This window comes from Maribacter sp. MMG018 (assembly GCF_018100785.1).
In the GTDB taxonomy this organism is placed as follows: Bacteria; Bacteroidota; Bacteroidia; order Flavobacteriales; family Flavobacteriaceae; genus Maribacter.
Genome location: NZ_JAGJEC010000003.1, coordinates 151,695 through 175,349, shown reverse-complemented (window position 1 = coordinate 175,349; position 23,655 = coordinate 151,695). Strand labels below are relative to the sequence as shown.

The following is a 23,655-nucleotide window of genomic DNA, read 5'->3' as shown; positions in this document are numbered from 1 at the left end:
ATGAAAAGATTGTCTTTTTTTAATCGAATCATCTATGGTTTTAATAGTGTCGTAGCACTTACTTTGTTATTGGCGTGCGTGGTCCCCTTTACCACTATTGCAAGCCTATTTTTCTTGAGTTTGGCGGTGCCGTTGCTCGTAGTGTTGAACATTGTTTTCTTGGTGTACTGGCTTCTGTTTAAAAGAAGGCTTATATGGTTGTCCCTTGTGGTGTTGGTGGCTGGTTACTTTATTTTGGGGTCGTTTGTGGTATTTAACGGCAAGGCTGAAAACAACTCGGAAGAAGGTCTTAAAATTATGTCTTTCAATGCTCAGCAATTCAATGCCATGAACTCTATACACGCCACAGATGTAGGGGGGCAAATAGTTGATTTTATCAAAGAGGAAGATCCTGGGGTCATTTGCTTTCAAGAGTATAGGGGTAGTTGGGGCAAAAAGTTTAAGCAATATCCTTTTATAAGCCAGACCCCTTACGAAGAACATAAAAGTACACAAAGTATACTCTCTAAATATCCTATAATATCAGAAGGGTCTTTGAATCTTCCCAACACCATTAATAACATTATTTATGCGGATATAGTTTATAAAGAAGATACTATACGGTTCTATAACCTACATTTAGAGTCTTTAAAAGTAAGACCATGGAATATAAAAAGGGAAGAGTCCGATAAGCTTTTTAAGAGATTAAGAAGCTCTTTCTCCATGCAGCAAGAACAAGCGGAAATTTTAGTGGAGCATGCTAAAGGTTCTCCTTATAAAAATATAATCTGTGGTGATTTTAACAACACGCAGTATTCTAGTGTCTATAGAACCATAAGAGAAGGATTGAAGGATAGTTTTGAGGAGAAAGGATTTGGTTATGGAAGAACCATTAATTTTTGGAGATTTCCATTGAGAATAGATTTTGTATTAACAGATCCGGCCTTCGATATATTAATGCACAAGAACTATAATGTAGGGCTTTCCGATCACGAACCTGTAATGGTTTCCTTAAAGGTTGGTTCTAATGAGTAGGCAGTCTGTAATGTCCGCAATAATGTGTATTAGAAAGGCAATACCCCAAATACGGGTCTTTTTCCATAATAGCATCAAAAGGTAAACACCAATGGCCCAATAACTGTGTAGGGGGTGATAATTGATGCTACAACGATCAGCTTCAAAAATTGGGTCGGCCAATATATGATCTATATCTATGATGATACCTGCTAAAAGTATAAGGGCAACTTTCCACTTATATTGTTTGAAAAAAATAAATGCAATAATGAAGGGTACTATGAAATGAATGCCATAATGGAGAAAAAATCTAATCATTGGGCTTTTTTATTTGCACCTGCTTTAGATAGCTTACCGTATTGGGGCCTAAATTAAATAGTGCATCCAATATACTGGTGTTGGGGATAAAACCATGGCGCTCCCCAAAAACCTGTGTATAATGGTCGGCGGTATAATTGACACTTTGTTTGGCATTTATCAAAAACCTGAAATCCTCTTCTTTAGGGTTTAGTTCAAAGGTAGAGGTTTTTGCATCGGGCATTTGGAGTTGTAAAGCTTCACAAATAAGTGCTATGGACTCAAGATTGATGTCCATTAAAAATTTGAATTTTTTTTCGTAAATCGGTTTTATCTCGTCTTCATAGAATTCAAAAAAAGGAGAAGTCCTGTAGGCCGTTTCCAATGTTCTCCAGTGTTGGCGCTGCCATGAGTACGAGTTATCTATCTTAACGTCTTTGTAGAGCTGTCTTCCTTTTTCCGTTTTACCGTGAATTATCGGAATGCTCAACATATGGCGGCCCCTGTCAGTACATATATAAGCTCTGTTTCTATATGTTTGTTTCTGAAAATTGTCTTGTGTTTCCCATATTGTTTTATCGTTTATGAAAACACTGAAAAAAGCGATATTGGGAAAATATGCCGGATGTAAAAGATGCATCTTTTTAAAAACTAGTTAGACTTTTTTCTTTTCCATAACCAACTTCCTACAAAATATGCTATAAGCAATATTAGAAAATATTTAAAGTAAGATTGTGGTTCGCCGTCACCATTAACGGTGGTGAAGATACGATCCCATCGTGGTCTCCAATTACCTATGCTCTCGGTAAAATTGTCGAAACTCATCCATATAAAAATAGGGGTACCTACAATATGGTTTTCCGGTACATATCCCCAAGCCCTGCTATCTTCCGAGTGGTCTCTGTTGTCACCCATCATCCAATAGTAATCTTGTTTAAAGGTATATGAATCGGCGACCTCTCCGTTGATAAGGATCTGGTTTCCGCTTACGCTTAATGTATTGCCCTCGTATTCCCTAATTATTTTCTTGTACAAGGGGAGTACCTTCAGGTTTAAGGCGACCGTACTTCCTTTTTCAGGAATGTAAATAGGTCCCATTTGACTGTAGTTCCACGGGTAATCGGGGCTTTGAGGAAAAAGGTTGTTTCCTCTTTGTCCTTTTGGGGTTATTTGACGCACTACAGAGTCGATAGAAGAATCTTTGCGTAAAGTGGCTGCCATTTCATCGGTTAACGGAACAAAACGTTCCCTATCGGTTATTTCTTTGAGTGAAAGACGGTATTTTTTAATTACGTCTATCGGTATACCGGAGGCCTTGGTGTAGATTTCCAATTGGCCATCGTTTGTTTGGTTGTATCCGATCAAATATTTATTCAAAATTTGGCCCTGTTCCTGGTTCAGCGGACCGGAAACGTATTTTCTTGTAAAATCGGTAACACCCAAATTATCCAATAATCTTGAGGATACTCCTTTTTGGGCATATACTATATAATCGTATTGGGGTTTTGCACTGCCCGGCAATTCTAATTGTTTGCCGTTTATGAAAACATAACCGTCTCTAACCTCTAGGGAATCGCCAGGTATACCAACACATCGTTTTACATAGTTCGATTTTTTGTCGATAGGTTTTTTTACACCTGCCTCTTTTTTGAAAAATACCCGAACGGTATCTGCTGGCCAACTGAACACTACAATATCGTTTCTTTCGATCTTGGTGAAGCCAGGTAATCTAAAATAGGGGAGTTGAGGTTTGTTCAAATATGATTTTATGCCCAATATAGGTAGGGTGTCGTGCACCATAGGGGCTGCTACCGTGGTCATCGGGGTTCTTGCCCCGTAATGAAATTTACTCACAAATAAGAAGTCGCCCACCCTTAGCGTACGTTCTAGCGAACCGGTAGGTATGACGTACGGTTGAATAAAATAGGTGTGTACCAAAGTGGCCGCTACCACGGCAAAAACAATAGAACTTACCCATTCTCCAAGTGCTGTTCTCGGGTGTAAGCTTCTTTCGGGTATGTAGGTAACATCCAAAGAGTAATTGACATAAAAAATATAAAGGCCTAGGGTAAGAACTACCAGCCAAGATTCCAAAGCACTGTTTCTTCCAAAACTACGAATGGTCTCCACCCAAATAACGGGAAACATTAGAAGGTTGATGATAGGAATGAACAAAAGGACCACCCACCATTTTGGCCGGTTTATTATTTGCATCAAAACTATAGCGTTGTACACCGGTACTGCAGCCTCCCATGCTTTACGTCCTGCTTTTACATAGAGTTTCCATGTTCCAAGAAAATGGATAACTTGTATTATGAGTATGAATATAATCCATTGAGTGCCATTCATGATTTTATAATTTTATGTTTACAGAATACCCTTGGGTCCATAGTGTGGATATTCGTTAATAACCATTTGTCCTAAAATTTAGTTTTTGTTACTTGTTTTAACCAAGGTTTAACACATCTTTCATGGTGAAAACACCTGTTTTACCGATAATCCATTCCGCGGCCGCTATGGCTCCCAATGCGAATCCCTCACGGTTGTGGGCCGTATGTTTTATTTCGATACTATCAACATCGCTTACATAGTCTACGGTGTGTGTACCTGGTGTGTTTCCGATTCTTTTAGATGTAATGGGGATATTGTTTTTTATTTTTTCGTCGAGTTTCCAACCTGAGTAATCGGAATTTGCCATAATGCCCTCTGCCAATGTGATGGCCGTACCGCTGGGAGCATCCAGTTTTTGTGTATGGTGTATTTCTTCCATTCGTATGTCGTATTGCGACAGATGGCGCATCATTTTTGCCAGATACTCGTTCAGTTCAAAAAATATGTTGACCCCAAGGCTAAAATTGGAGGCATAGATGAAACCGCCTTCTTTTTCTTTGCACAATTTTACGACATCGTCATATTTGTCTAGCCAGCCAGTGGTACCGCAAATTACGGGAACATTGTTTTCTATGCATTTGGTAATGTTGCCGTACGCTGCGCTGGGCATACTGAAATCAATGGCGACCTCTATTTTCGAAAAATCTATTTCTTGTGAATCGTTATCTATTTTGGCTACGATTTCATGGTTTCTTTCCAGTGCCAGACGCTCGATCATCTTACCCATTTTTCCATAACCGAAAAGTGCAATCTTCATTTTTAAAATTTTATGGTTAAGGCCATTCCGTATATTGGATCGTTTGTTACGCTATTCAAATCTAGAAAAGGTTCAAAATCTACGGAAAGGTCATTGTCTATATTAAATTGTTTTAAGTGAGCATCTACGTTCGCATCTATGATATTAAGTGCGTAGGCCGCAATTGAGATTACTAGCCATAGATCCCTGTCTTGTTGAAACCTTTCTTGTTGGTTCTCTAAGTCGTCTATATCCAGATCTGGATCGTCGCCAGGGGCATTGTCACCGTTTAGGTCATAGAATTCATCGTCTGTAAAACCTGCCTGCCTTCTTTTAAAGGCAACCCTAAACCTTTTGTAGTTGTTGTTGTTCCAGCTGTAGGCATAAATACTGCCCCCTATGGCTCCGTATACCAAGGGTACTTTCCAATATCTTTTATTATAAATTTGACCCAAACCCGGTAGAATAGAAGAGTAAAAAGCTGCTTTACTGGGGCTTAACGGATTAAATTTCAGTTCCTTTTTTTGAATAGAGTCTTGAATGATGACCATATCAACATCGGTACTTAATGAAGTAGCGACGCTGTCTATTTCTTTTGTTTCTTGAGTTTCGTTCTCTTCTTGAGCATAACTATTGGAAACCAGAAAAAAAGCGATAGCGAATGTGGTTAAGAGTCTATGCACCCGTAATTAACTTTTTAATACGCTCAAATTCTTCCTCGGAATTAAAAGGAATGGTTATTTTTCCTTTGGACTTTCCAGATGTCTTAACATCTACCCCTACGTCTAAATGTTTTGAAATCTCTTTTATACCAGAGCTTACAAAGACCGGAGGCTTCTGTTTTGTAGTTGTTTTTGTTGGTTTTTTATCGTCTTGTTGATGGTAGTTTTTTACAGCATTTTCCGTATCCCTTACAGATAGGTTTTGCCCAACGATTTTTTCGTAAAGGGCGATTTGGTCTTTTCTGTTTTCTATATTCACCAAGGCCCTGCCGTGTCCCATACTAAGAAACCCGTCTCGCATTCCTGTTTGAATGATAGGGTCTAATTTCAACAAACGAAGGTAATTGGCAATGGTAGACCGTTTTTTACCGACACGTTCACTCAGTTTTTCTTGGGTCAGGTTTATTTCATCTATAAGACGCTGGTAGGACAAGGCGATTTCTATAGGGTCCAGGTCTTGCCTTTGAATATTTTCTACCAAGGCCATTTCCAATGATTCTTGATCATTGGCAATTCTAATATAGGCAGGAACAGTCTCTAGTCCTATAAGCTTGGAGGCACGGAATCTTCTTTCTCCAGAGACCAGCTGATACTTGTTAAAACCTAATTTTCTTACTGTTATAGGTTGGATAACACCAAGCTCTCGAATAGAGGTGGCCAATTCTTGAAGGCTCTCGTCGTTGAAGTTGGATCTTGGTTGAAAAGGGTTGACCTCTATATGCTCCAGATCAAGTTCGATAATATTGCCGACTACTTTATCGGCGTTTTTGTCGGATGCAGATTGAATATCGTTTTCCGGGTCTTTCAAAAGTGCAGAAAGACCTCTTCCCAAAGCTTGTTTCTTTATTGCCTTTGCCATCTTATACTGTCTGCTTGTTTTTCTTTACTACCTCGTTTGCCAAATTCAGGTAGTTGACCGCACCCTTACTGGATGCATCATATTTAATAATGCTCTCCCCGTAACTAGGGGCTTCACTTAATCTTACATTTCTTTGGATTATGGTCTCAAAGACCATATCGCCAAAATGCTTGCTTACCTCTTCTACCACTTGGTTAGACAATCTTAACCTAGAATCGTACATGGTCAACAACATTCCTTCGATATCCAATTGTGGATTGTGTATTCTTTGTACACTTTTTATGGTGTTTAAAAGCTTGCCCAGCCCTTCTAGGGCAAAGTATTCGCACTGAATGGGAATTATGACGGAATCGGAAGCCGTTAGGGCGTTAAGGGTCAATAACCCTAAAGAGGGCGCACAGTCTATAAGAATGTAGTCATAATCGTCCTTAAGCTCTAAAATGGCTTTTTTCAACATATATTCCCTTTGATCTTTGTCCACCAATTCAATTTCGATGGCCACAAGATCAATATGCGCGGGAATTAGGTCAACATTTGGGGATGTTGTTGGAATAATAGCTTCCTTCGCCGTTTTGGTATGCTCTAATAATTGATAGGTGCCAAGCTCAACACTCTCCACATCTATTCCTAATCCAGAAGTGGCATTTGCTTGGGGATCGGCATCGATCAGCAACACCTTTTTCTCCAATACCCCCAAAGAGGCAGCCAGATTAACAGAAGTGGTAGTTTTGCCAACACCACCTTTTTGATTTGCGATAGCAATTATCTTGCCCATATTCAAAGTAAGTTAGGATGTAAAAATACAATTATTTGCGAGGCTGGTAAAAGGATTTTGTTAACACTAGGTGAATAACAATGTACTTTTGTTTAAAAAAGAGTTAAACTTTTATTTATCAAAGCGTTAACAAGTCGTGAATTAAGAAGCGATTAACAATTAAATACAGCGTTCTGTTTATTCTTTTTTATCCTTTTCTTTTAGTTTTAAGCTGTCTTCGTACTCTATTAAATAAATTTCCTCGTTTTTTTTCTTGAGATAATATTCCTCACGGGCAAATTTTTCTAGTTCTTTTTGGTCCGATAGTTTTTCGATGACCTTTTTGTCTTTTTCGATTTCACTCTGTAAAAAATCCTTGGTTTTTTCCAGTTTGTTGATTTCTCTTTTTAATTCTAGATGTATAAGTAACGAGTTGGTATCAAAGAAAACCATCCATATGGCGAACATGGTCAATACCAATACATAAATATTGGTCATGATCTTGAACCATTTCTTCTGTTTTAATTCTTTAAACCCCATTAGGCCTGTGCTAATTTTTCATTGATAATGCTCCTTACGATTTCAACGGCGACCGTATTGTATTTATTATTCGGTATAATTATATCGACGTGTTCTTTTGTTGGCTCTATGAACTGATCGTGCATAGGTTTTATTACGGTTTGGTATTTTTCCAACGTTTCATCCAAGTTCCAGCCACGTTCGTTCACATCTCTTTTTAATCTTCTGATGAGTCGTTCATCGGTATCGGCATGTACAAAGATTTTAATGTCGCACATATCCCTTATGGCCTTATTGGCCAATATCAGAATGCCTTCTACGATCATTACCTTTCTAGGGTGTGTCGGAATGGTTTTCTGGGTACGGTTACATTCTAAAAAAGAATAAACGGGCTGTTCTACCGATTTTCCGTTTTTTAATGCTTGTAAATGTTCTTCTAGAAGTTGAAAGTCTATGGAGTTGGGGTGGTCAAAATTTGTTTTTCTTCTTTCTTCCAAAGAAAGGTGGGATAAATCGTTGTAATAGGAATCTTGTGATATTACACCTACCTCTTCATAGGGAAGCTCATTTATGATCTGATTTACTACTGTAGTTTTTCCACAACCGGTACCTCCGGCAATTCCAATAATCAACATAGAAATTTCTTTGGGTCAAAAATACATATTTGAACTTCAAAATTCTACTAAACCTAAAAATGAAGATTTGATAAACAGCCTTCGACCATTAAGCTTTATTTTTGTCGGATGCAAAATAAACAAGTAAAACCTAATTTTGAGTTTGTTGCTTTAATGGCCTCGTTGATGTCTATTGTTGCTTTGACGATAGATGCCCTTATTCCCGCCATTGCCGATATTGGTATAGCGATCAATAGTTTGGACCCTACCAAAAATCAATTGTTGGTCATCATGATTTTCTTGGGGCTTGGGGTAGGTCAGTTGTTTTTTGGGCCTTTATCTGATAGCTTGGGAAGAAAACCCATTGTTTATATCGGATTTTCCATTTTTGCCGTAGCAAGTGTTGTTTGTTTATTGGCTCCTGATTTGGAGATTATGATCGTAGGGAGAATTCTTCAGGGTATAGGGCTTTCTGCTCCCAGAACCATTAGTATATCGATTGTTAGGGATACCTATAAGGGAGATTATATGGCCAAGATCATGTCTTTTGTGACGGCTTTTTTTATTCTTGTTCCGGTCGTGGCACCGGCATTTGGCAAAGCTGTTATGCAAGTTATGGGATGGCATGGTATTTTTTATGCACAGCTTTTCTTCGCGTTGCTTGTTTGTATATGGTTTTATAAAAGACAGGAAGAAACACTGAAACCTGCCCATAAAGTGCCATTTTCCGTTTCGGTTTTCATAAAAGGTGTCAAAGAAATTTTTAGACACAGAGAAACGGTTTCTTGTACCATTATGACGGGTTTGATCACCGGTTCTTTCTTGGTGTACTTGAGCTCTGCGCAGCACGTTTTTGAAGAACTGTACGATTTAAAGGAAAGTTTTACCTATGTATTTGCCGGGCTGGCCATATCTATAGGTTTTTCTACCTTAATGAACGGTACCTTGGTATTAAGGTTTGGTATGCGTAATTTATCTTTTGTAGCATTAACTTCCTTTACCTTGATCGGTATTTTGTATATGTTTCTTTTTTGGGGCGAGCCCAATCCGAGTGTGACTGTTTTAATAAGCTTTTTGTCAGTGTTGTTCTTGTGCTTGGGCTTTGTTTGGGGTAATTTAAGGTCTATAGCTATGGAGCCCATTGGTCATATAGCTGGTATTGGAGCGGCTATTACAGGTTTTGTTTCTACCGTATTGTCCATTCCCATTTCCATTTTTATTGGGGGATTCATTAAAGAATCGGTATGGGGTCTTTTTGCAGGATTTGGAATTTGTGGATTACTCTCAGTGGTCTTGTTCATGGCTTTCAAAACAAGACCATTGTTTGCGAGTAACCGAGCCTTCTCCAAATAATAATAAATATAAGGCATAGGTAGTGTCATACGTTTAATTAATCAGGTTGTTATCTATACATTTTTTAGTGCTGTTTACACGTTGGGTCGTTGATTTTTAGAATCATGACTTTATATTGTAGGTATACTATTTTTATTAGTATTCATGTAGACAGATATGAAAAAAAAATTCCTTTATTTGATGGTGCCGCTCTTTGTATTAATGGCGTGTAAGAATAAAACCAATAGCAACGATATTAAAAACAAACCCTTTATCGCTTGCGCTCCTATTACAACGGATATAGCGTGGTATCAAGCTGATAATGTCGCCCCTCTTATTGACGGTTTGGATGTATTGGAGTTTCCTGTAACCACCAACAATAGGCTAGCTCAGAAATATATTAACCAGGGAATGGTGTTGGCGTACGGCTTCAATCATGCAGAAGCAGCAAGGTCATTTTATTATGCAACTAAATTGGATTCTAATTGTGCAATGGCATATTGGGGGTTTGCATATGTTTTAGGGCCTAATTACAATGCAGGCATGGAGCCGGATAATTATCAAAGAGCGTACAATGCGATTCAAAAGGCAAAAGAACTGGCAGAAAATAATGCTTCTCGGAAAGAAAAAGATCTAATTGACGCCTTATCAAAAAGGTATGTTCAGTTCCCGGTAGGGGACAGAGGTAGTCTGGACCTGGAATATTCAAATGCGCTACGGGAAGTTTATATTAATTATTCTAATGATGCCGATGTGGCAGTTTTGTATGCTGAATCAATAATGGATATGTTTCCTTTTGATTTGTGGGATAAAAAAGGTAATCCTAAAGAAAGGACGAATGAGATCATCGAGGTAGTCAATAAGGCTTTGGAAATTGATCCAAAGCATGTGGGGGCACATCATTTTAAAATTCATATGCTAGAAGCGTCCTTACATCCAGAAGATGCGCTCGAGAGCGCCAAAATTTTTGACGATGATCTAGTTCCCGGTGCTGGGCACCTTATTCATATGCCTTCCCATGTTTATATTAGAACAGGAGACTATCATAAAGGTACATTGGCCAATATACGTGCAGTGGCCGTAGATAGCAGTTATATTGCTACGTGCAATGCTCAAGGTGCATATCCGATTGCTTATTTTCCGCATAATTATCATTTCATGGCAGCAACCGCTGCGCTAGAGGGCAATAGTGAATTGGCATTAAAGGCATCTTATAACGTAGCAAAACATTCAAGTACTATTTTAATGAAAGAACCTGGTTGGGGAACACTACAGCATTTTTATACCATACCTTTCTATATAAACGTGAAGTTTGGTAAATGGAGTGAAATATTGGAATTGGAAAATGAAGTACCTTCTTTAAAATATCCATCTGCAATTCTAAACTATGCACGTGGTATGGCTTTTTTAAGATTGGATGAAATAGAAAAGGCAAAAAAAGAATTGCGTTCATTAGAAACTTTTGCGGCGGATGCCAGCTTAAAAGAAATTTCAATTTGGGAAATCAATTCGGTCGATGTATTGGTTCAAATAGCTAGAAATGTTTTAAAGGCCGAGATTTTAGCAAATCAATCTAAGTATTCGGAAAGTATAGCATTGCTACAAGAAGCTATTGAAATTGAAGATAGTTTAAATTATAATGAGCCACCAGATTGGTTTTTTTCGGTAAGACACCACCTTGGGGCCATTCAAATTGAGGCAGCGTTATATAATGATGCCATAGACACCTACAAAGAAGACTTAATTAGATTGCCTAAAAATGGATGGGCGCTACATGGTTTAAAATTGGCTTATGAAAACCTAAACAATCTTGATAAGGTAAAAGAAGTAGAGGAGCTAAGGGAGAAAAGTTGGGAGAATGCCGATATAGTATTGTCAACTTCTCTTGTAAAATAAAATTCGCCAGACCCCTTTTAAAATTTGGGTCTGACGAATTCTTGTAATACAAAAAGGTAATTAGCATATATTGATGCTATAAGGCATTATCTATAATCTCTTGTACAACTTCTGGATTTAGTAATGTGCTGGTGTCCCCTAAATTAGAAGTGTCCTTACTTGCTATTTTACGTAGTATTCTACGCATGATCTTTCCGCTTCTTGTTTTTGGTAGACCGGATACGAACTGAATTTTATCAAGTTTGGCAATGGGGCCTATATGCTCTGTGATCTGTTGGTTGATCTCTTTTCTTACATTTTCCCGATCCCTGCTTTCTCCGGTTTCCTTTAGTATTATAAATCCATAAAGTGCGTTTCCTTTTACGTCGTGGGGGAAACCTACAATGGCGGATTCTGCCACAGCCTGGTGTTCGTTAATGGAATCTTCAATTGGTGCGGTACCCAAATTATGGCCCGAAACAATGATTACGTCATCAACTCTACCCGTAATTCTGTAATATCCTACGGCATCCCTTAATGCACCGTCACCTGTAAAATACATATTCTTATATGCCGAGAAATAGGTGTCTCGGTACCTATCGTGATTTCCCCAAATGGTTCTTGCAATCGAAGGCCAAGGGTATTTTACGCATAATCTACCTTCTACCTGGTTGCCCTTTATTTCATTTCCGTTTTCATCCATAAGGGCGGGCTGAATACCAATAAAAGGTAATGTGGCGTAGGTTGGGGTAGTAGGGGTAACGTAGGGGATAGGGGTGATCATGATGCCCCCTGTTTCGGTTTGCCACCAAGTATCAACAATAGGGCTACGGTTCTTACCTACATTGTTGTTGTACCAATGCCAAGCTTCTTCGTTAATAGGTTCCCCTACAGAACCAAGTACCTTAAGGCTGGACAAGTCATGTTTTTCTATAAATTCTAGATTCTCTTTGGCCAGGGCCCTTATGGCCGTAGGCGCGGTATAGAACTGGTTTACTTTGTGTTTTTGAACTACATCCCAAAAGCGACCGTAATCTGGATACGACGGTACCCCCTCGAACATTACCGTGGTTGCCCCATTTGCCAATGGACCGTATACTATGTAAGAGTGTCCTGTAATCCACCCAATATCTGCGGTACACCAATAAACATCGTTTTCTTTGTATTGAAAAACATTTTTAAAAGTATATGCCGTGTATACCATATAACCACCAATGGTATGTACCATTCCTTTGGGTCTGCCCGTAGATCCAGAGGTGTATAGTATGAATAAGGGGTCTTCGGCATCCATTACTTCTGCAACATTGTCCCCGTATGCCTCGTCCAATAAGGGTTGTAACCAATAATCCCTTCCGTCGACCATTTCTATGTCGCTGTTGATTCTTTTTGTTACCAATACCGTATTTACCCCGGGGCAATCTACAAGCGCCTTGTCAACAATACTCTTAAGGTCTATGGTTTTTGCTCCTCTGTAAGAACCATCGGAGGTTATTACCAATTTACAGTCAGAATCGTTAATTCTAGTGGAAAGCGCATGGGAAGAAAAACCTGCGAATACCACCGAATGTATAGCTCCGATACGGGCGCAGGCCAAAAGAGAAATAGCCAATTCGGGGATCATGGGCAAATAGATACATACACGATCTCCTTTTTTAATGCCTTTTTCCAATAATACATTGGCCATTTTACATACACGTTCATGTAATTGCCTGTAGGTAATATGTTCAGCTTCTTCTTTTGGGTCGTTCGGCTCAAAAAGAATGGCAGTTTTGTTTCCCCTTGTAGGTAAATGTCTATCTATACAGTTTTCGGTAATGTTTAATTTAGCACCCTCGAACCATTTTATTTCCGGTTTACTAAAATCCCAACTAAGTACATTGTTCCAACGTTTTCTCCAAACAAAATGTTCTTCTGCGATTTCTTCCCAAAAAGCTTCTGGGTTACGTACCGATTTTCTGTAAACTTGATAATACTCCTCTAAATGTTTAATGTGGTAATTACTCATCTCTAAATTCTGATTTCATTTTAAATTATAAACAATTAATGATCAATGGCTTCTTTTGCCCCACTGGGGATCCGTATGTCCTCTACGATTTCTTGGACATCTTCCGGTGGATCCGGGGTGAATTTCATGATAACTATAGAAACTATAAAATTCGCGATCATTGCAATACTTCCAAATCCTTCGGGCGATATTCCGAACCACCAATCGGCCGGTGTGCCACCACCAAACCATCCGAATTTGAATTTTGTCATATAGAACAACATCAACAAGGTACCTATGACCATACCTGCAATGGCTCCTTCTTTATTCATTTTCTTGTAAAATATACCTAGAACAATGGCGGGAAAAAAAGAGGCTGCCGCTAGGCCAAAGGCCAGGGCGACAACGGCGGCAACGAACCCTGGCGGATTAATTCCGAAATACCCGGCGATAACTACTGCGACCGTAGCGGAAATTCTTGCGGCCCATAGTTCTCCTTTGTCTGAGATATTCGGTTTAAATACTTTTTTGATAAGGTCATGGGAAACTGAAGCAGAAATAACCAACAATAGGCCTGCTGCCGTAGACAATGCTGCGGCAAGACCACCGGCAGCGACCAAAGCGATTACCCAAGCCGGTAAATTGGCAATTTCCGGATTGGCCAGCACCATGATGTCACGATCAACAATAAGTTCATTTTTATCGGTATCTGCCACATATTGTATTTTTCCATCTTTGTTTTTGTCGTCAAACTGCAATAGTCCTGTAGTTTCCCAGTTTTTAAACCATTCTGGCATGGTAACGTATTCTTTGTCGCTTACGGTATTTATCATGTTGGTTCTGGCAAATACCGATACGGCAGGGGCGGTCGTGTACAAGATGGCGATCAACAATAAGGCCAACCCTGCAGATTTTCGGGCATCTTTGACCCGTTTTACGGTAAAGAACCGCACAATTACATGGGGCAGCCCTGCTGTACCTACCATTAAGGCCAAAGTAATGGCGAATACGTCCGCAATGGATTTTGTGCCGCTGGTATATTCATTAAAACCTAGTTCTGTCGAAAGACCGTCCAATTTATCTAAAAGATATGTTCCCGATCCGTCCGAGAGGGTGGAGCCCATGCCCAATTGCGGAATCGGGTTGCCGGTCATTTGTATAGAAATAAAGATAGCAGGCACCATAAAGGCGAAAATGAGTACACAATATTGTGCCACTTGGGTGTATGTAATTCCTTTCATGCCCCCCAAAACGGCATAGAACAATACGATGATCATTCCGATGACCACACCGGTATTGATGTCAACCTCTAAAAAACGGGAAAATACAACACCTACTCCCCGCATTTGCCCTGCTACATATGTAAAAGATACTATGAGGGCACAGATTACAGCTACAATTCTTGCTGTTTTTGAGTAGTAACGGTCACCTATAAAATCGGGAACGGTAAATTTTCCGAATTTACGTAAGTAAGGGGCTAGTAATAAGGCCAGTAGTACATATCCGCCGGTCCATCCCATAAGGTAAACGGATCCGTCGTAACCGGCGAATGCAATAATGCCGGCCATAGAAATAAAGGAGGCCGCGGACATCCAGTCGGCCGCTGTGGCCATACCGTTCGCCAAAGGCGAAACACCCCCGCCCGCCACATAAAATTCTTTGGTAGAGCCCGCCCTTGACCAAATGGCAATTCCAATATACAGCGCAAAAGTAATTCCGACTAAAATATAAGTCCAAGTTTGTACGCTCATAACATTTTTTGGGTTAGGTTGATTTCTTTTGGTAATGGAATTGTTGGTGAAGGGGGGGCGTTAATTAATCGTATCCATATTTTTTATCCAATTTGTTCATTAGTCTTACATAGACAAATATGAGTATTACAAAAACATAAATGGATCCTTGTTGGGCAAACCAAAAGCCAAGTTTAAAACCTCCTATTTTTATAGTGTTCAAAGCGTCTTTGAACAAGATTCCAGCGCCATAAGATACTAAGAACCATATGGTCAATAGCAAAAAGAGATATTTTACGTTCTCTTTCCAATAAGCGGTGGCTTTCATTTTTTTGTCCGACATTTTTTATGAAATATTCATTTATGACAGAAATTTAGTGAAAATACTTTAATTAGGTAAGAAAATTACACCGCTAGAAGAGTCTCTTTTGGCTCCGGTTACTGTTTTTAAGATATTTATCTCGCGTTCTTCCCTAAGTACGCCCATTAGTGCAAAAACCAGGGCTTCCTTAAATTCGATGAGTTGTTTGTCCGGTACTACTACTTCAATTTTAGGATCTAACTTTTGTTTTAGGGTTTCTATTAAAAAGGAATTTAGCGCTCCACCGCCAGTAATGAACAATCGTTGTTTTTGCTTATTGGCGTTTAAACTGACCTGCTGTGCAATTTTTTCGCAAATGTGATGAATGGATGTGTGCAAAAGATTTTCGATAGTGTCGTCGGTATTTTCAACGATCGGTACCACTTCTTCCAAGAACCACTCGTACCCAATAGATTTGGGGTAGGGCAGTAGGTAATATTTTAAATTGTTAAGTTCATTGAGCATGCTTGTGTTTATCTCCCCAGATCTCGCCATGTTACCATCTTTGTCATAGTTCAAATCTATTTTTCTGGTAATATAATTGAGTATCATATTCGCCAGACCTATATCATAAGCTATTCTGCGGTCTTTTACTTCAAAAGAAATATTACTGATACCCCCTAGGTTCAGACAAAAATCATATGCTCCGAATATAAGTCGGTCGCCAATGGGTACCAATGGAGCTCCCTGTCCGCCTAAGGCAAGATCGTTACTTCTAAAATCGCAAATAACTTTCTTTTGAGATGCATTTGCCAAATGTTGTCCTGAACCTAATTGAAAAGTTAGACCCAATTCTGGCCTATGGTGAGAGGTATGTCCATGACTGGCAATAAAATCTACCTCAAGATTGTTATCGGTAATAAAGGAATGTGCCTTTTCGCCCAACCAGGTACCGTAGGTGTTGTGCAATTGAAGCAGTTTTTCTGCCGGTAGGTGAATGGAGTCTTTGAGCTCTTTCTCCATTTTTTGATCGTACGAAACACTGTCTGTACATTTAATTTCAAACGCCCATTTATCTTTGTCTTTCCAGATATGGCAATAGGCCAGGTCCAGACCGTCTAAAGACGTGCCAGACATCATTCCTACTGTTTTGTATACTTTCATGTATATATATTTTTGTTATGCAATTATATATTCAGTTTCACAGGTAGTTTTCCGACAGATTTTATTTTTCCCTGAAAATGGGCGGCGGCCACGTCTTGAAATTCTTTGAAATTTTGATAAACGATTACCGTAGCCTTGGTGTTTTCTATGGAAAAGAGTTTCAGGGCATACGGATTTCCAAAATGGTATAGTACCACATTTTTAGTGCTCAATATTTCGTTTATAAATTGAATTTCCTCTGGTAAAAAACCAAAATTGTTATTGGGTTTAATTTGTGGTGGGGTCAACAATAATAGAATGTTATTCTCATTTTCAATTTCGTTACGAGATATGGCGAGCGAAGAAATAATATCATCTTCGTCTTGTTGTTCGTTGTATCTTTTAAGGGTTAAGGTGCAAAAATCGGACTCGCCAAACTTCGTGATTTCTTTTTCGGAACCTTTGTATAAAGTAATACTCTGTTCCGCAAGTTTTCTGTTAAGGGCGGTGTCATATACAAGTTCTTTGGTAAGCTCTGTAAGTTCTTCGGTTATGGCTTTTTCTTTCAATTTCCAAACCCTGTCAAAACTCTCTTCTATTTGTTCGTTGGTAGCCTTTTTTAAGATCATATCTATAGCATCCTCTGTGTGCTCCGCGAAACATAAAATATCGTTGCCTGCATCAAAGGCAAGCCATTCCAACTCACCTTTTACGGGAAAGTTTTTGGATACGGCATGCATGTTAAGAGCGTCGGATATTACCACGCCCGAAAATCCCATTTTCTTTCTCAATAGGTCTTTTATGATTTCTTTTGATATACTGGAAGGAGTGCTCTTTCCTGCTGCCAGTGCGGGAACGGACAAATGCCCTACCATTACGGCATCTACACCTTCGTTTATTATTTCTTGAAAAGGATAAAGTTCGTTGTTTTCCAGTTCTTCTTTTGTTTTGTTAATAACGGGTATTCCAAGATGAGAATCTACATCGGTGTCCCCATGCCCGGGAAAGTGTTTAATACTTGTAAGTACACCTTCACTTTCTGTTCCCTTTACATAGGCCATGGCCTTCTGGGCAACCATTTTTTTATCGTCGCCAAAAGAACGATATCCTATTACCGGGTTGTTGGGATTGTTGTTAATGTCGACGACGGGCGATAAATTCCAATGAATACCGGCTTTTTTACAATCTTTTGCAATGTTCTTACCTACTTGGTAAATTAAATCGGTATTATCATGAATGGCTCCCAAGGTAATAGCGTAAGGGTACTTGGGCGTGTTTTCTATTCGCATGGCCAATCCCCATTCCGCATCTATAGCAATAAAAAGGGGGTATTTGGATACCGATTGATATCTCTGCACAAGTTTTTTTAAGGTCTCGAAACTGTTTTCGTTTCTAATAATTTCTTTTTTGCCTTCAAAATTAGTCGCTGCGCTTGCCCTAGAGTGAAAGAAGCACAACCCACCGACCCCGTAGTTTTTGATGAGGTTTTCTAACTGTGTAATTTCTTCCTCGGTATCATTGATAAAGGCGGCAGGCATAAAAAACTGTCCTACCTTTTCGGCTTTGCTCAACGCATTTTTAGCTTTTTCTAGGGGTATTATTTTATGCATTCGTTTCATTTGTTTTTTTTCCGAACTCTGGAGGATAAGTAATAAATTTTAATAAGAACAGGGCAGGTAACGCTGCGATGACCACCCAGATAAAGAAACCATCATAACCGAGCCATTGTTGCATGTATCCGCTGATCATGCCAGGAAGCATCATGCCAAGGGCCATAAAACCGGTGGCTATGGCGTAATGGCTTGTTTTTGATTTTCCTTCCGATATGTATATCAGGTACATTAAAAATGCGGTGAATCCGAAACCATATCCGAATTTTTCGAATATTACAGTTGCCGCTACGGGTATAATACTGGTTGTTTTGGTGAAAGCTAAAATTGCATAGAGGATATTCGGAACGTTTAAGGACAATACCATGGGGAGCATCCACTTTTTTAATCCGTCCCTAGAAATAAGAATACCTCCTAAAATTCCTCCTATGGAAAGCATTATCACCCCAGCGGTTCCGAAGATGGTTCCGATCTGTTCTGTGGAATAGCCCAAACCGCCCTTTTCTGGGCTATCTAGCATAAAGGGCGCTGCCATTTTCACCAATTGCGATTCTCCTAACCTGAAAGATAAGATAAAGGCGAGGGCGATGCCTATGTCCTTCTTTTTAAAAAAAGAGGTAAAAACATCTAAAAAACCTTCTGGCTTATCGGTCGAAATTGCGGTTGAGGATTCATATTTTGGTGTTACCAAAAAATTGGAAATTGTCAATATCAACATCAATACGGCTGCAATTACCATGGTTATGCTCCAGGCTTTGGTGTTGTCTCCATATTTGTTTTCCAGAAAACCGGCCATGATCACGATCAATCCTTCTCCGGTAACCATCGCCAAACGATAAAATGTACTTCGCATGCCTACAAAAAAGGATTGTTTTTTTTCGGTGAGGCCAATCATATAATAACCATCGGATGCAATATCATTGGTCGCCGAAGCAAAAGCGGCCATCCAAAAACAGGCCAAGGTGGTAATAAAGAACATATTGGTGGGTATGGCAAGGCCAACACCTAACAGGGCTACGGCAATTAATAACTGCATAGACAAAAACCACTTTCTTTTGGTACTTTTTAAATCTACAAAAGGACTCCACAGGGGTTTTAAGACCCATGGTAGGTATAGCCAACTTGTATATAGGCCGATATCCGAATTACTGACCCCTAGTTTTTTATACATAATTACAGAAACCGTAACCACTAGTACATAGGGTAGCCCTTGTGTAAAGTACAATACCGGTACCCATGCCCAAGCACCTTTATCTTTTTGAACCATATCCGTTTATTTTTTTTAAAGGTAAAATTGTAGGTTTTGACTCCCTTCCATATTTATCAAAAAAAGTAACGGCAAAATAATTGCCTTTTATCAATTCTTTTGGAATGGTCAAGGTATTCGAACCTGGGGTTATAAAAATTTTCTGTCTCAATTTTTTGATAGGATATACTTCTTTTTCCTTTTTTCTGGTCTTGTATACCAATGCATATCTAATATCGCTGGTTCCGTCCAATTCCAATTCTATGTAATCGGCAGATTGGTGACTGGATATTATCTTGATCTTTTGGTCTCTAGGTGGATCTACAATAGGGGAGGTGGGGGGCAATGCCTGCCAACGGTAATATTTCTTTTTTAAGTACGATACTACATCGGGGTTGTTGTTCATTAAAGATTTTGCACTAAAAACTATGTTGCCCTGAATTTCTGGGATACGTCTTGCCAATTTAAATTGATTGGGCAATTCTTTTTTTTGGTCCCAGGCCTTGTCGCTATTGTTACGTACTTTATACGCTCCGTTTCCTATGTAAATATTGGTGTTGACACTATTGCTGGCCCACCAATCAATTAATTTTGAATGTGATGCGGCGGGAAGGTCCATGCTCCAATATAGTTGTGGGGCCAAGTAATCTAACCATCCTTTTTGCATCCACAGAAGAGGATCTGCATACAGGTTGTCATAGGTTGTTTGTCCGGCCTTGGTGTCGGAACCTCGAGGATCCGTAGCATTGTTTTTCCATACCCCGAACGGACTTACCCCAAATTGGACCCAAGGTTTTTTTGCTTTGATGATAGAATGGCTATCCTTGATGAGACTATCTATATTACTTCTTCTCCAATCTTCTAAACTTTGTTCGGGCTGGGCACAGTTATAGTAGGTGATGCTATCGTTAAAAATTTCGTCTTTAATGGTATACGGGTAAAAATAATCATCATAGTGTATGGCATCAATGTCGTAATTTGATACAATTTCATCGATGATGGCGACCATTTTTTTACGTACTTCAGGTAATCCTGGGTCATAATAGTATTTTTTTCCATATTTCAACATCCATTCCGGGTGGGTGTTAAAGTCATGTTCGTCGCTAAGAACCTCCGTTTTTAAATCGAAAGTGGCTCGATAAGGATTTAACCAGGCATGAAATTCCATACCCCTGGTATGGGCTTCGTGTATCATCCAGCTTAAAGGGTCTTCTGGCCATTTTGAATTTTCCCCTTCGGTACCTGTTAAAAATCGTGACCAAGGTGCTTCTTCTGAATTATAAAAAGCGTCGCCCGCGGCCCTAATTTGTACAATGACGGCATTGTAATTGAGTTCGTGGTAAAAATCCAATATTTTAAGGTAATCTTCCTTTTGTTTATCAACGAGGTCCGAACCATTTTTTGGCCAGTCGATATTAACGACAGTGGCGATCCATACACCTCTAAACTCCGTTTTGGGCTGAGGTATGTTAGATTTAAAAATACTACAAGAATTAAGTATTAAGAGTACTGCTACTAAACAAAGGTATCTTGGCATGTTAAAATAAAAAAAGGCCTATCTAAATCTAAAATAGGCCTTTAATGTTAAGGATTAAAATTAAATCAACTGGTTTTTTAGTGGTCTTACCATCTTTTTCTAATAAGCTATTGTAGGTTTCTTGTATTCTAATGTTTTAGAATTTGTATCTAACAAATGCTTCCATAGCAGCATACGAAGAAAGGCCCAAAGCTTTGTATTTGTTGGCCGTATTACGGTTTCTTTCTTCGGCACGCATCCAGAACTCCCTAGAATCGTCGCCTTGAAACATTACCCCGTCTTTTTGCGATTGATGGCAAAATATGGCATGACGTTTTTTAAGAACTTGGCTAGGACTCATGGGTACACACATTTCAATTTCATTAATGTCCCATTCGTGCCAAGCACCTCGGTATAGCCACAACCAACAATCGTTCATAAAAGGTTCCGGTTTTAACCTGTCTACAGCTTCAAAGATGGCGTCCAAACAAACCTTATGGGTGCCGTGCGGATCTGCCAAATCACCGGCCGCATATATTTGGTGCGGTTTAATGGATCTAATGATATCGGTAACTATGGCAATATCCTCTTCCGATAAATTATTCTTTTTAATGGTACCTGTCTCATAAAAGGGAAGGTCTAAAAAATGGACATTGGCATCTTTTAGGCCCATGTACCTTGTGGCGGCGTACGATTCCGATTTTCGGATATCTCCTTTTAACGTACGAACCTCTGGCGTGTCAATCTCACTGTCGGTTTTGTTCGTAATAGCGTTGATGATCTCTTGTGCTTTTTCCGATGGATTCAACTTCATGGCAACTTCTGCATATTTACGTGCGTCGGTATCGGAAACGGCAATGTTGCCCGAAGTTTGGTAAACCACATGAACCTCATGGCCTTGTTCTACTAGGCGGTCGAAGGTACCTCCCATAGAAATAACGTCGTCATCGGGGTGGGGGCTAAAAATGATTACACGTTTTTTTGCAGGCGTGGCCCTTTCTGGCCTGTTGGTATCGTCGGCATTTGGTTTTCCGCCTGGCCAGCCCGTGATAGTATGTTGTAGTTTATTGAAAATTTGAATATTCAAATCGTACGAATCCTCCATGGAAAGTAAATCTGCCATTCCATTATCATTATAGTCTTTATCGGTAAGGCTAAGAATAGTCTTTCCTGTTTTTTCGCACAACCATATAATTGCTTTTGCTTTTAGTTCTTCTGTCCATTCACAGGCATCAACAAGCCATGGGGTCTTGTTTTTGGTAAGCTCGGAGGCGGCACCAGAATCTAAGATAAAAGTACAGTTGTCATGGTTTTGAAGGTAGGTGGCCGGTACTTGAGAAGATATTTCACCCTCGATTGTTTTTTTTATGATCTCGGCCTTATTTTCTCCCCAGCCCAAAAGTACTATTCGTTTTGCTTTTCTTACCGTGGCAATTCCCATGGTGATCGCCTTTCTTGGTACATTGGCAATTCCCAAGAATGCCGGTGCCGCATCTACCCTTGTAATGTGGTCCAAGGTAATTACCCTTGTGCCCGAATTATAATGGGAGCCAGGTTCGTTAAAACCTATGTGCCCTGTTCTTCCTATTCCCAATAATTGAAAATCGAGTCCTCCACATTCTTTTATTTTTTGTTCGTATGCCAAACAAAAATCTACAGTTTCTTCATTGGATACCGTTCCGTCCGGAATATGGATGTTCTCTGGTGCAATATCTATATGTTTAAAAAGATGCTCGTGCATGAAGTAGTGGTAACTTTGAATGTTACTGGGCTCCATTGGCAGGTATTCGTCAAGATTAAAAGTGATAACATTTTTAAAGCTCAACCCTTCCTCTTTGTGCATTCTTACCAATTCTTCGTACACACGTATCGGAGAAGATCCGGTAGCTAAACCAAGAACACAGGTTTTGTTCTGAGCTTGTTTTTTCTTGATCAGGTCGGCTATTTCTTCCGCTACCCGTACAGAAGCCTCATTGGAATCCGAAAAAATAACATTGTGAATTTTTTCAAAACGTGTTTCCTCAAACTGGCCGATCGGCTTATGGCTGATGTCTATCTTTTTTCTCGACTTGATTGTTTTCATATTGGTAAGTTCTGCGTTTGTTGTTTTAAACCTTGCAAATATAGGCAATAATATTTCATTTTGCTGTTTTTTGCATTTTTTAATGCTGTTTTTTGCTTTTATTAAGAATTATTTGATGTTAGCTTTACTTATAACGGTATAAAACGGCAGGTCGTTTTTTTTAATTATATTTGCCGAAATATATTTTTCTGTAATAGAAATGCTAAAGGAAGAACGTCAACAAACCATATTAAACGAGGTAGAATTGCATAACCGGATTCTATTGACGGATATAGCCGAAAGCTTGGATGTCTCTATCGATACCGTAAGGCGCGATGTTAAAGAGTTAGATGCGGAGAACAAGTTAAAAAGGGTACACGGTGGTGCCATATCTCTTGGTTTTACCAATAAAAATACCAGAAACACCAATATTTATGCATTGGAAGAGAAGATGAAGATTGCAAAAAAGGCAACGACCTTGTTAAAGGACGGTGCCGTAATTTTCATTGATGGCGGAACTACTTGTTTAGAGCTGGTAAGGTCTATACCCGATAATTTGCACCTGACCTGTTTTACCATTAGTCTTCCGGTAGCTATGGAACTGTCCCACAAACCCAATATTACGGTTATATCTATTGGTGGACAGGTGTCAAAGGAATCTCAAATTTCTATAGGGGCGAATGCCATCCATAATCTTTCTGAGATCAAAGTTGATTACAGCTTTATAGGTACAGGGTATGTAGACGCGGTATATGGCCTAACCGAGTTTGATTGGGATATTGTACAAATAAAAAAAGCGGTAATTAAGGCGTCTAAAAAAACGGTTTTATTATCTATATCGGAAAAACTAAATTCGCAACATCGATATAAAACATGCGATATAAATGCGATTAATACGATGATTACTGAGCTAGACCCTGAGGATAGTCTGTTGGGTGCTTTTAAGAGTCTGGATATAAGAATATTATAAT

At 39.3% G+C, this 23,655-nt stretch carries 21 protein-coding genes; 4 read left to right on the top strand and 17 right to left on the bottom strand.

The genetic code is table 11. The annotated features are described in order from the left end of the window. Positions 1-1,014: an endonuclease/exonuclease/phosphatase family protein gene (locus tag J8L85_RS14750; RefSeq protein ID WP_211018537.1), complete on the top strand. Its 1,014-nt coding sequence runs from the start codon at positions 1-3 to the stop codon at positions 1,012-1,014. On the opposite strand, the gene J8L85_RS14745 is transcribed toward J8L85_RS14750, so the two are convergent. From J8L85_RS14745 to udk, 9 genes are all read right to left on the bottom strand, one after another. Next, on the bottom strand, positions 991-1,311 hold the full coding sequence (locus J8L85_RS14745) for a DUF6122 family protein (RefSeq protein WP_211018535.1): 321 nt from the start codon (positions 1,309-1,311) through the stop codon (positions 991-993). The genes J8L85_RS14750 and J8L85_RS14745 overlap by 24 nt on opposite strands. After that, the gene (locus tag J8L85_RS14740; RefSeq protein ID WP_211018533.1) at positions 1,304-1,930 is read right to left on the bottom strand and encodes a WbqC family protein; all 627 of its coding nucleotides are present in this window, start codon (positions 1,928-1,930) and stop codon (positions 1,304-1,306) included. Before J8L85_RS14740 ends, J8L85_RS14745 begins: the two co-directional genes overlap by 8 nt. Positions 1,931-1,941: 11 nt before the next feature. Next, positions 1,942-3,639: a signal peptidase I gene (lepB, locus tag J8L85_RS14735; RefSeq protein WP_211018531.1), complete on the bottom strand. Its 1,698-nt coding sequence runs from the start codon at positions 3,637-3,639 to the stop codon at positions 1,942-1,944. A 97-nt stretch (positions 3,640-3,736) separates the two neighbouring features. Beyond that, positions 3,737-4,438, bottom strand: coding sequence for a 4-hydroxy-tetrahydrodipicolinate reductase (gene dapB, locus J8L85_RS14730; protein ID WP_211018529.1), 702 nt, complete (start codon positions 4,436-4,438; stop codon positions 3,737-3,739). A 2-nt stretch (positions 4,439-4,440) separates the two neighbouring features. Further along, positions 4,441-5,100, bottom strand: a complete 660-nt coding sequence (locus tag J8L85_RS14725; RefSeq protein WP_211018527.1) for a DUF5683 domain-containing protein — start codon at positions 5,098-5,100, stop codon at positions 4,441-4,443. After that, complete coding sequence (locus J8L85_RS14720; RefSeq protein WP_211018524.1) at positions 5,093-5,998, bottom strand: ParB/RepB/Spo0J family partition protein; 906 nt, start codon at positions 5,996-5,998, stop codon at positions 5,093-5,095. Before J8L85_RS14720 ends, J8L85_RS14725 begins: the two co-directional genes overlap by 8 nt. Before the next feature lies 1 nt (position 5,999). Continuing rightward, positions 6,000-6,773: an AAA family ATPase gene (locus J8L85_RS14715; RefSeq protein ID WP_211018522.1), complete on the bottom strand. Its 774-nt coding sequence runs from the start codon at positions 6,771-6,773 to the stop codon at positions 6,000-6,002. Between the two features lie 177 nt (positions 6,774-6,950). Next, positions 6,951-7,292 carry a septum formation initiator family protein gene (locus J8L85_RS14710; RefSeq protein ID WP_211018520.1) on the bottom strand — a complete coding sequence of 114 codons (342 nt, stop codon included), beginning with the start codon at positions 7,290-7,292 and terminating at the stop codon, positions 6,951-6,953. Next, the gene (gene udk, locus J8L85_RS14705) at positions 7,292-7,906 is read right to left on the bottom strand and encodes a uridine kinase (RefSeq protein WP_211018518.1); all 615 of its coding nucleotides are present in this window, start codon (positions 7,904-7,906) and stop codon (positions 7,292-7,294) included. The genes J8L85_RS14710 and udk overlap by 1 nt, the downstream gene beginning before the upstream one ends. A gap of 108 nt (positions 7,907-8,014) precedes the next feature. On the opposite strand from udk, the gene J8L85_RS14700 reads away from it, so the two are divergent. Together J8L85_RS14700 and J8L85_RS14695 are read left to right on the top strand one after the other, a co-directional pair. Further along, positions 8,015-9,238, top strand: coding sequence for a multidrug effflux MFS transporter (locus J8L85_RS14700; RefSeq protein ID WP_211018516.1), 1,224 nt, complete (start codon positions 8,015-8,017; stop codon positions 9,236-9,238). 156 nt (positions 9,239-9,394) lie between these two features. Continuing rightward, positions 9,395-11,113: a hypothetical protein gene (locus J8L85_RS14695; protein WP_211018514.1), complete on the top strand. Its 1,719-nt coding sequence runs from the start codon at positions 9,395-9,397 to the stop codon at positions 11,111-11,113. 76 nt (positions 11,114-11,189) lie between these two features. Here the strand turns inward: J8L85_RS14695 and acs are convergent, their stop codons facing one another. The 8 genes from acs to nagB form a co-directional block, all read right to left on the bottom strand. Next, complete coding sequence (acs, locus tag J8L85_RS14690) at positions 11,190-13,097, bottom strand: acetate--CoA ligase (protein WP_211018512.1); 1,908 nt, start codon at positions 13,095-13,097, stop codon at positions 11,190-11,192. Positions 13,098-13,132: 35 nt separating this feature from the next. Next, positions 13,133-14,827, bottom strand: coding sequence for a sodium:solute symporter family protein (locus tag J8L85_RS14685; RefSeq protein ID WP_211018511.1), 1,695 nt, complete (start codon positions 14,825-14,827; stop codon positions 13,133-13,135). Positions 14,828-14,891: 64 nt separating this feature from the next. Beyond that, positions 14,892-15,149: a DUF4212 domain-containing protein gene (locus J8L85_RS14680; RefSeq protein ID WP_211018510.1), complete on the bottom strand. Its 258-nt coding sequence runs from the start codon at positions 15,147-15,149 to the stop codon at positions 14,892-14,894. A gap of 45 nt (positions 15,150-15,194) precedes the next feature. After that, the gene (locus J8L85_RS14675) at positions 15,195-16,271 is read right to left on the bottom strand and encodes an anhydro-N-acetylmuramic acid kinase (RefSeq protein ID WP_211018509.1); all 1,077 of its coding nucleotides are present in this window, start codon (positions 16,269-16,271) and stop codon (positions 15,195-15,197) included. 23 nt (positions 16,272-16,294) lie between these two features. Then, the gene (locus J8L85_RS14670) at positions 16,295-17,860 is read right to left on the bottom strand and encodes a glycoside hydrolase family 3 protein (RefSeq protein ID WP_211018508.1); all 1,566 of its coding nucleotides are present in this window, start codon (positions 17,858-17,860) and stop codon (positions 16,295-16,297) included. Beyond that, positions 17,853-19,127, bottom strand: a complete 1,275-nt coding sequence (locus J8L85_RS14665) for an MFS transporter (protein WP_211018507.1) — start codon at positions 19,125-19,127, stop codon at positions 17,853-17,855. Before J8L85_RS14665 ends, J8L85_RS14670 begins: the two co-directional genes overlap by 8 nt. Next, a complete protein-coding gene (locus J8L85_RS14660; protein ID WP_211018506.1) occupies positions 19,111-20,643 on the bottom strand; it encodes a family 10 glycosylhydrolase in 1,533 nt (510 codons plus the stop codon). The genes J8L85_RS14665 and J8L85_RS14660 overlap by 17 nt, the downstream gene beginning before the upstream one ends. A gap of 136 nt (positions 20,644-20,779) precedes the next feature. Continuing rightward, positions 20,780-22,705: a glucosamine-6-phosphate deaminase gene (gene nagB, locus J8L85_RS14655; protein WP_211018505.1), complete on the bottom strand. Its 1,926-nt coding sequence runs from the start codon at positions 22,703-22,705 to the stop codon at positions 20,780-20,782. A gap of 199 nt (positions 22,706-22,904) precedes the next feature. Here nagB and J8L85_RS14650 point away from each other — a divergent pair, with 199 nt between their 5' ends. Further along, the gene (locus J8L85_RS14650; protein WP_211018504.1) at positions 22,905-23,654 is read left to right on the top strand and encodes a DeoR/GlpR family DNA-binding transcription regulator; all 750 of its coding nucleotides are present in this window, start codon (positions 22,905-22,907) and stop codon (positions 23,652-23,654) included. The last annotated feature ends 1 nt before the right edge of the window (position 23,655 follow it).

Bases quoted from the DNA above. Each gene is read 5' to 3' on its own strand.
- J8L85_RS14750 (WP_211018537.1), top strand. From the start codon at position 1: ATGAAAAGATTGTCTTTTTTTAATCGAATCATCTATGGTTTTAATAGT.
- J8L85_RS14745 (WP_211018535.1), bottom strand. From the start codon at position 1,311: ATGATTAGATTTTTTCTCCATTATGGCATTCATTTCATAGTACCCTTC.
- J8L85_RS14740 (WP_211018533.1), bottom strand. From the start codon at position 1,930: ATGCATCTTTTACATCCGGCATATTTTCCCAATATCGCTTTTTTCAGT.
- lepB (WP_211018531.1), bottom strand. From the start codon at position 3,639: ATGAATGGCACTCAATGGATTATATTCATACTCATAATACAAGTTATC.
- dapB (WP_211018529.1), bottom strand. From the start codon at position 4,438: ATGAAGATTGCACTTTTCGGTTATGGAAAAATGGGTAAGATGATCGAG.
- J8L85_RS14720 (WP_211018524.1), bottom strand. From the start codon at position 5,998: ATGGCAAAGGCAATAAAGAAACAAGCTTTGGGAAGAGGTCTTTCTGCA.
- J8L85_RS14715 (WP_211018522.1), bottom strand. From the start codon at position 6,773: ATGGGCAAGATAATTGCTATCGCAAATCAAAAAGGTGGTGTTGGCAAA.
- J8L85_RS14710 (WP_211018520.1), bottom strand. From the start codon at position 7,292: ATGGGGTTTAAAGAATTAAAACAGAAGAAATGGTTCAAGATCATGACC.
- udk (WP_211018518.1), bottom strand. From the start codon at position 7,906: ATGTTGATTATTGGAATTGCCGGAGGTACCGGTTGTGGAAAAACTACA.
- J8L85_RS14700 (WP_211018516.1), top strand. From the start codon at position 8,015: ATGCAAAATAAACAAGTAAAACCTAATTTTGAGTTTGTTGCTTTAATG.
- J8L85_RS14695 (WP_211018514.1), top strand. From the start codon at position 9,395: ATGAAAAAAAAATTCCTTTATTTGATGGTGCCGCTCTTTGTATTAATG.
- acs (WP_211018512.1), bottom strand. From the start codon at position 13,097: ATGAGTAATTACCACATTAAACATTTAGAGGAGTATTATCAAGTTTAC.
- J8L85_RS14685 (WP_211018511.1), bottom strand. From the start codon at position 14,827: ATGAGCGTACAAACTTGGACTTATATTTTAGTCGGAATTACTTTTGCG.
- J8L85_RS14680 (WP_211018510.1), bottom strand. From the start codon at position 15,149: ATGTCGGACAAAAAAATGAAAGCCACCGCTTATTGGAAAGAGAACGTA.
- J8L85_RS14675 (WP_211018509.1), bottom strand. From the start codon at position 16,271: ATGAAAGTATACAAAACAGTAGGAATGATGTCTGGCACGTCTTTAGAC.
- J8L85_RS14670 (WP_211018508.1), bottom strand. From the start codon at position 17,860: ATGCATAAAATAATACCCCTAGAAAAAGCTAAAAATGCGTTGAGCAAA.
- J8L85_RS14665 (WP_211018507.1), bottom strand. From the start codon at position 19,127: ATGGTTCAAAAAGATAAAGGTGCTTGGGCATGGGTACCGGTATTGTAC.
- J8L85_RS14660 (WP_211018506.1), bottom strand. From the start codon at position 20,643: ATGCCAAGATACCTTTGTTTAGTAGCAGTACTCTTAATACTTAATTCT.
- nagB (WP_211018505.1), bottom strand. From the start codon at position 22,705: ATGAAAACAATCAAGTCGAGAAAAAAGATAGACATCAGCCATAAGCCG.
- J8L85_RS14650 (WP_211018504.1), top strand. From the start codon at position 22,905: ATGCTAAAGGAAGAACGTCAACAAACCATATTAAACGAGGTAGAATTG.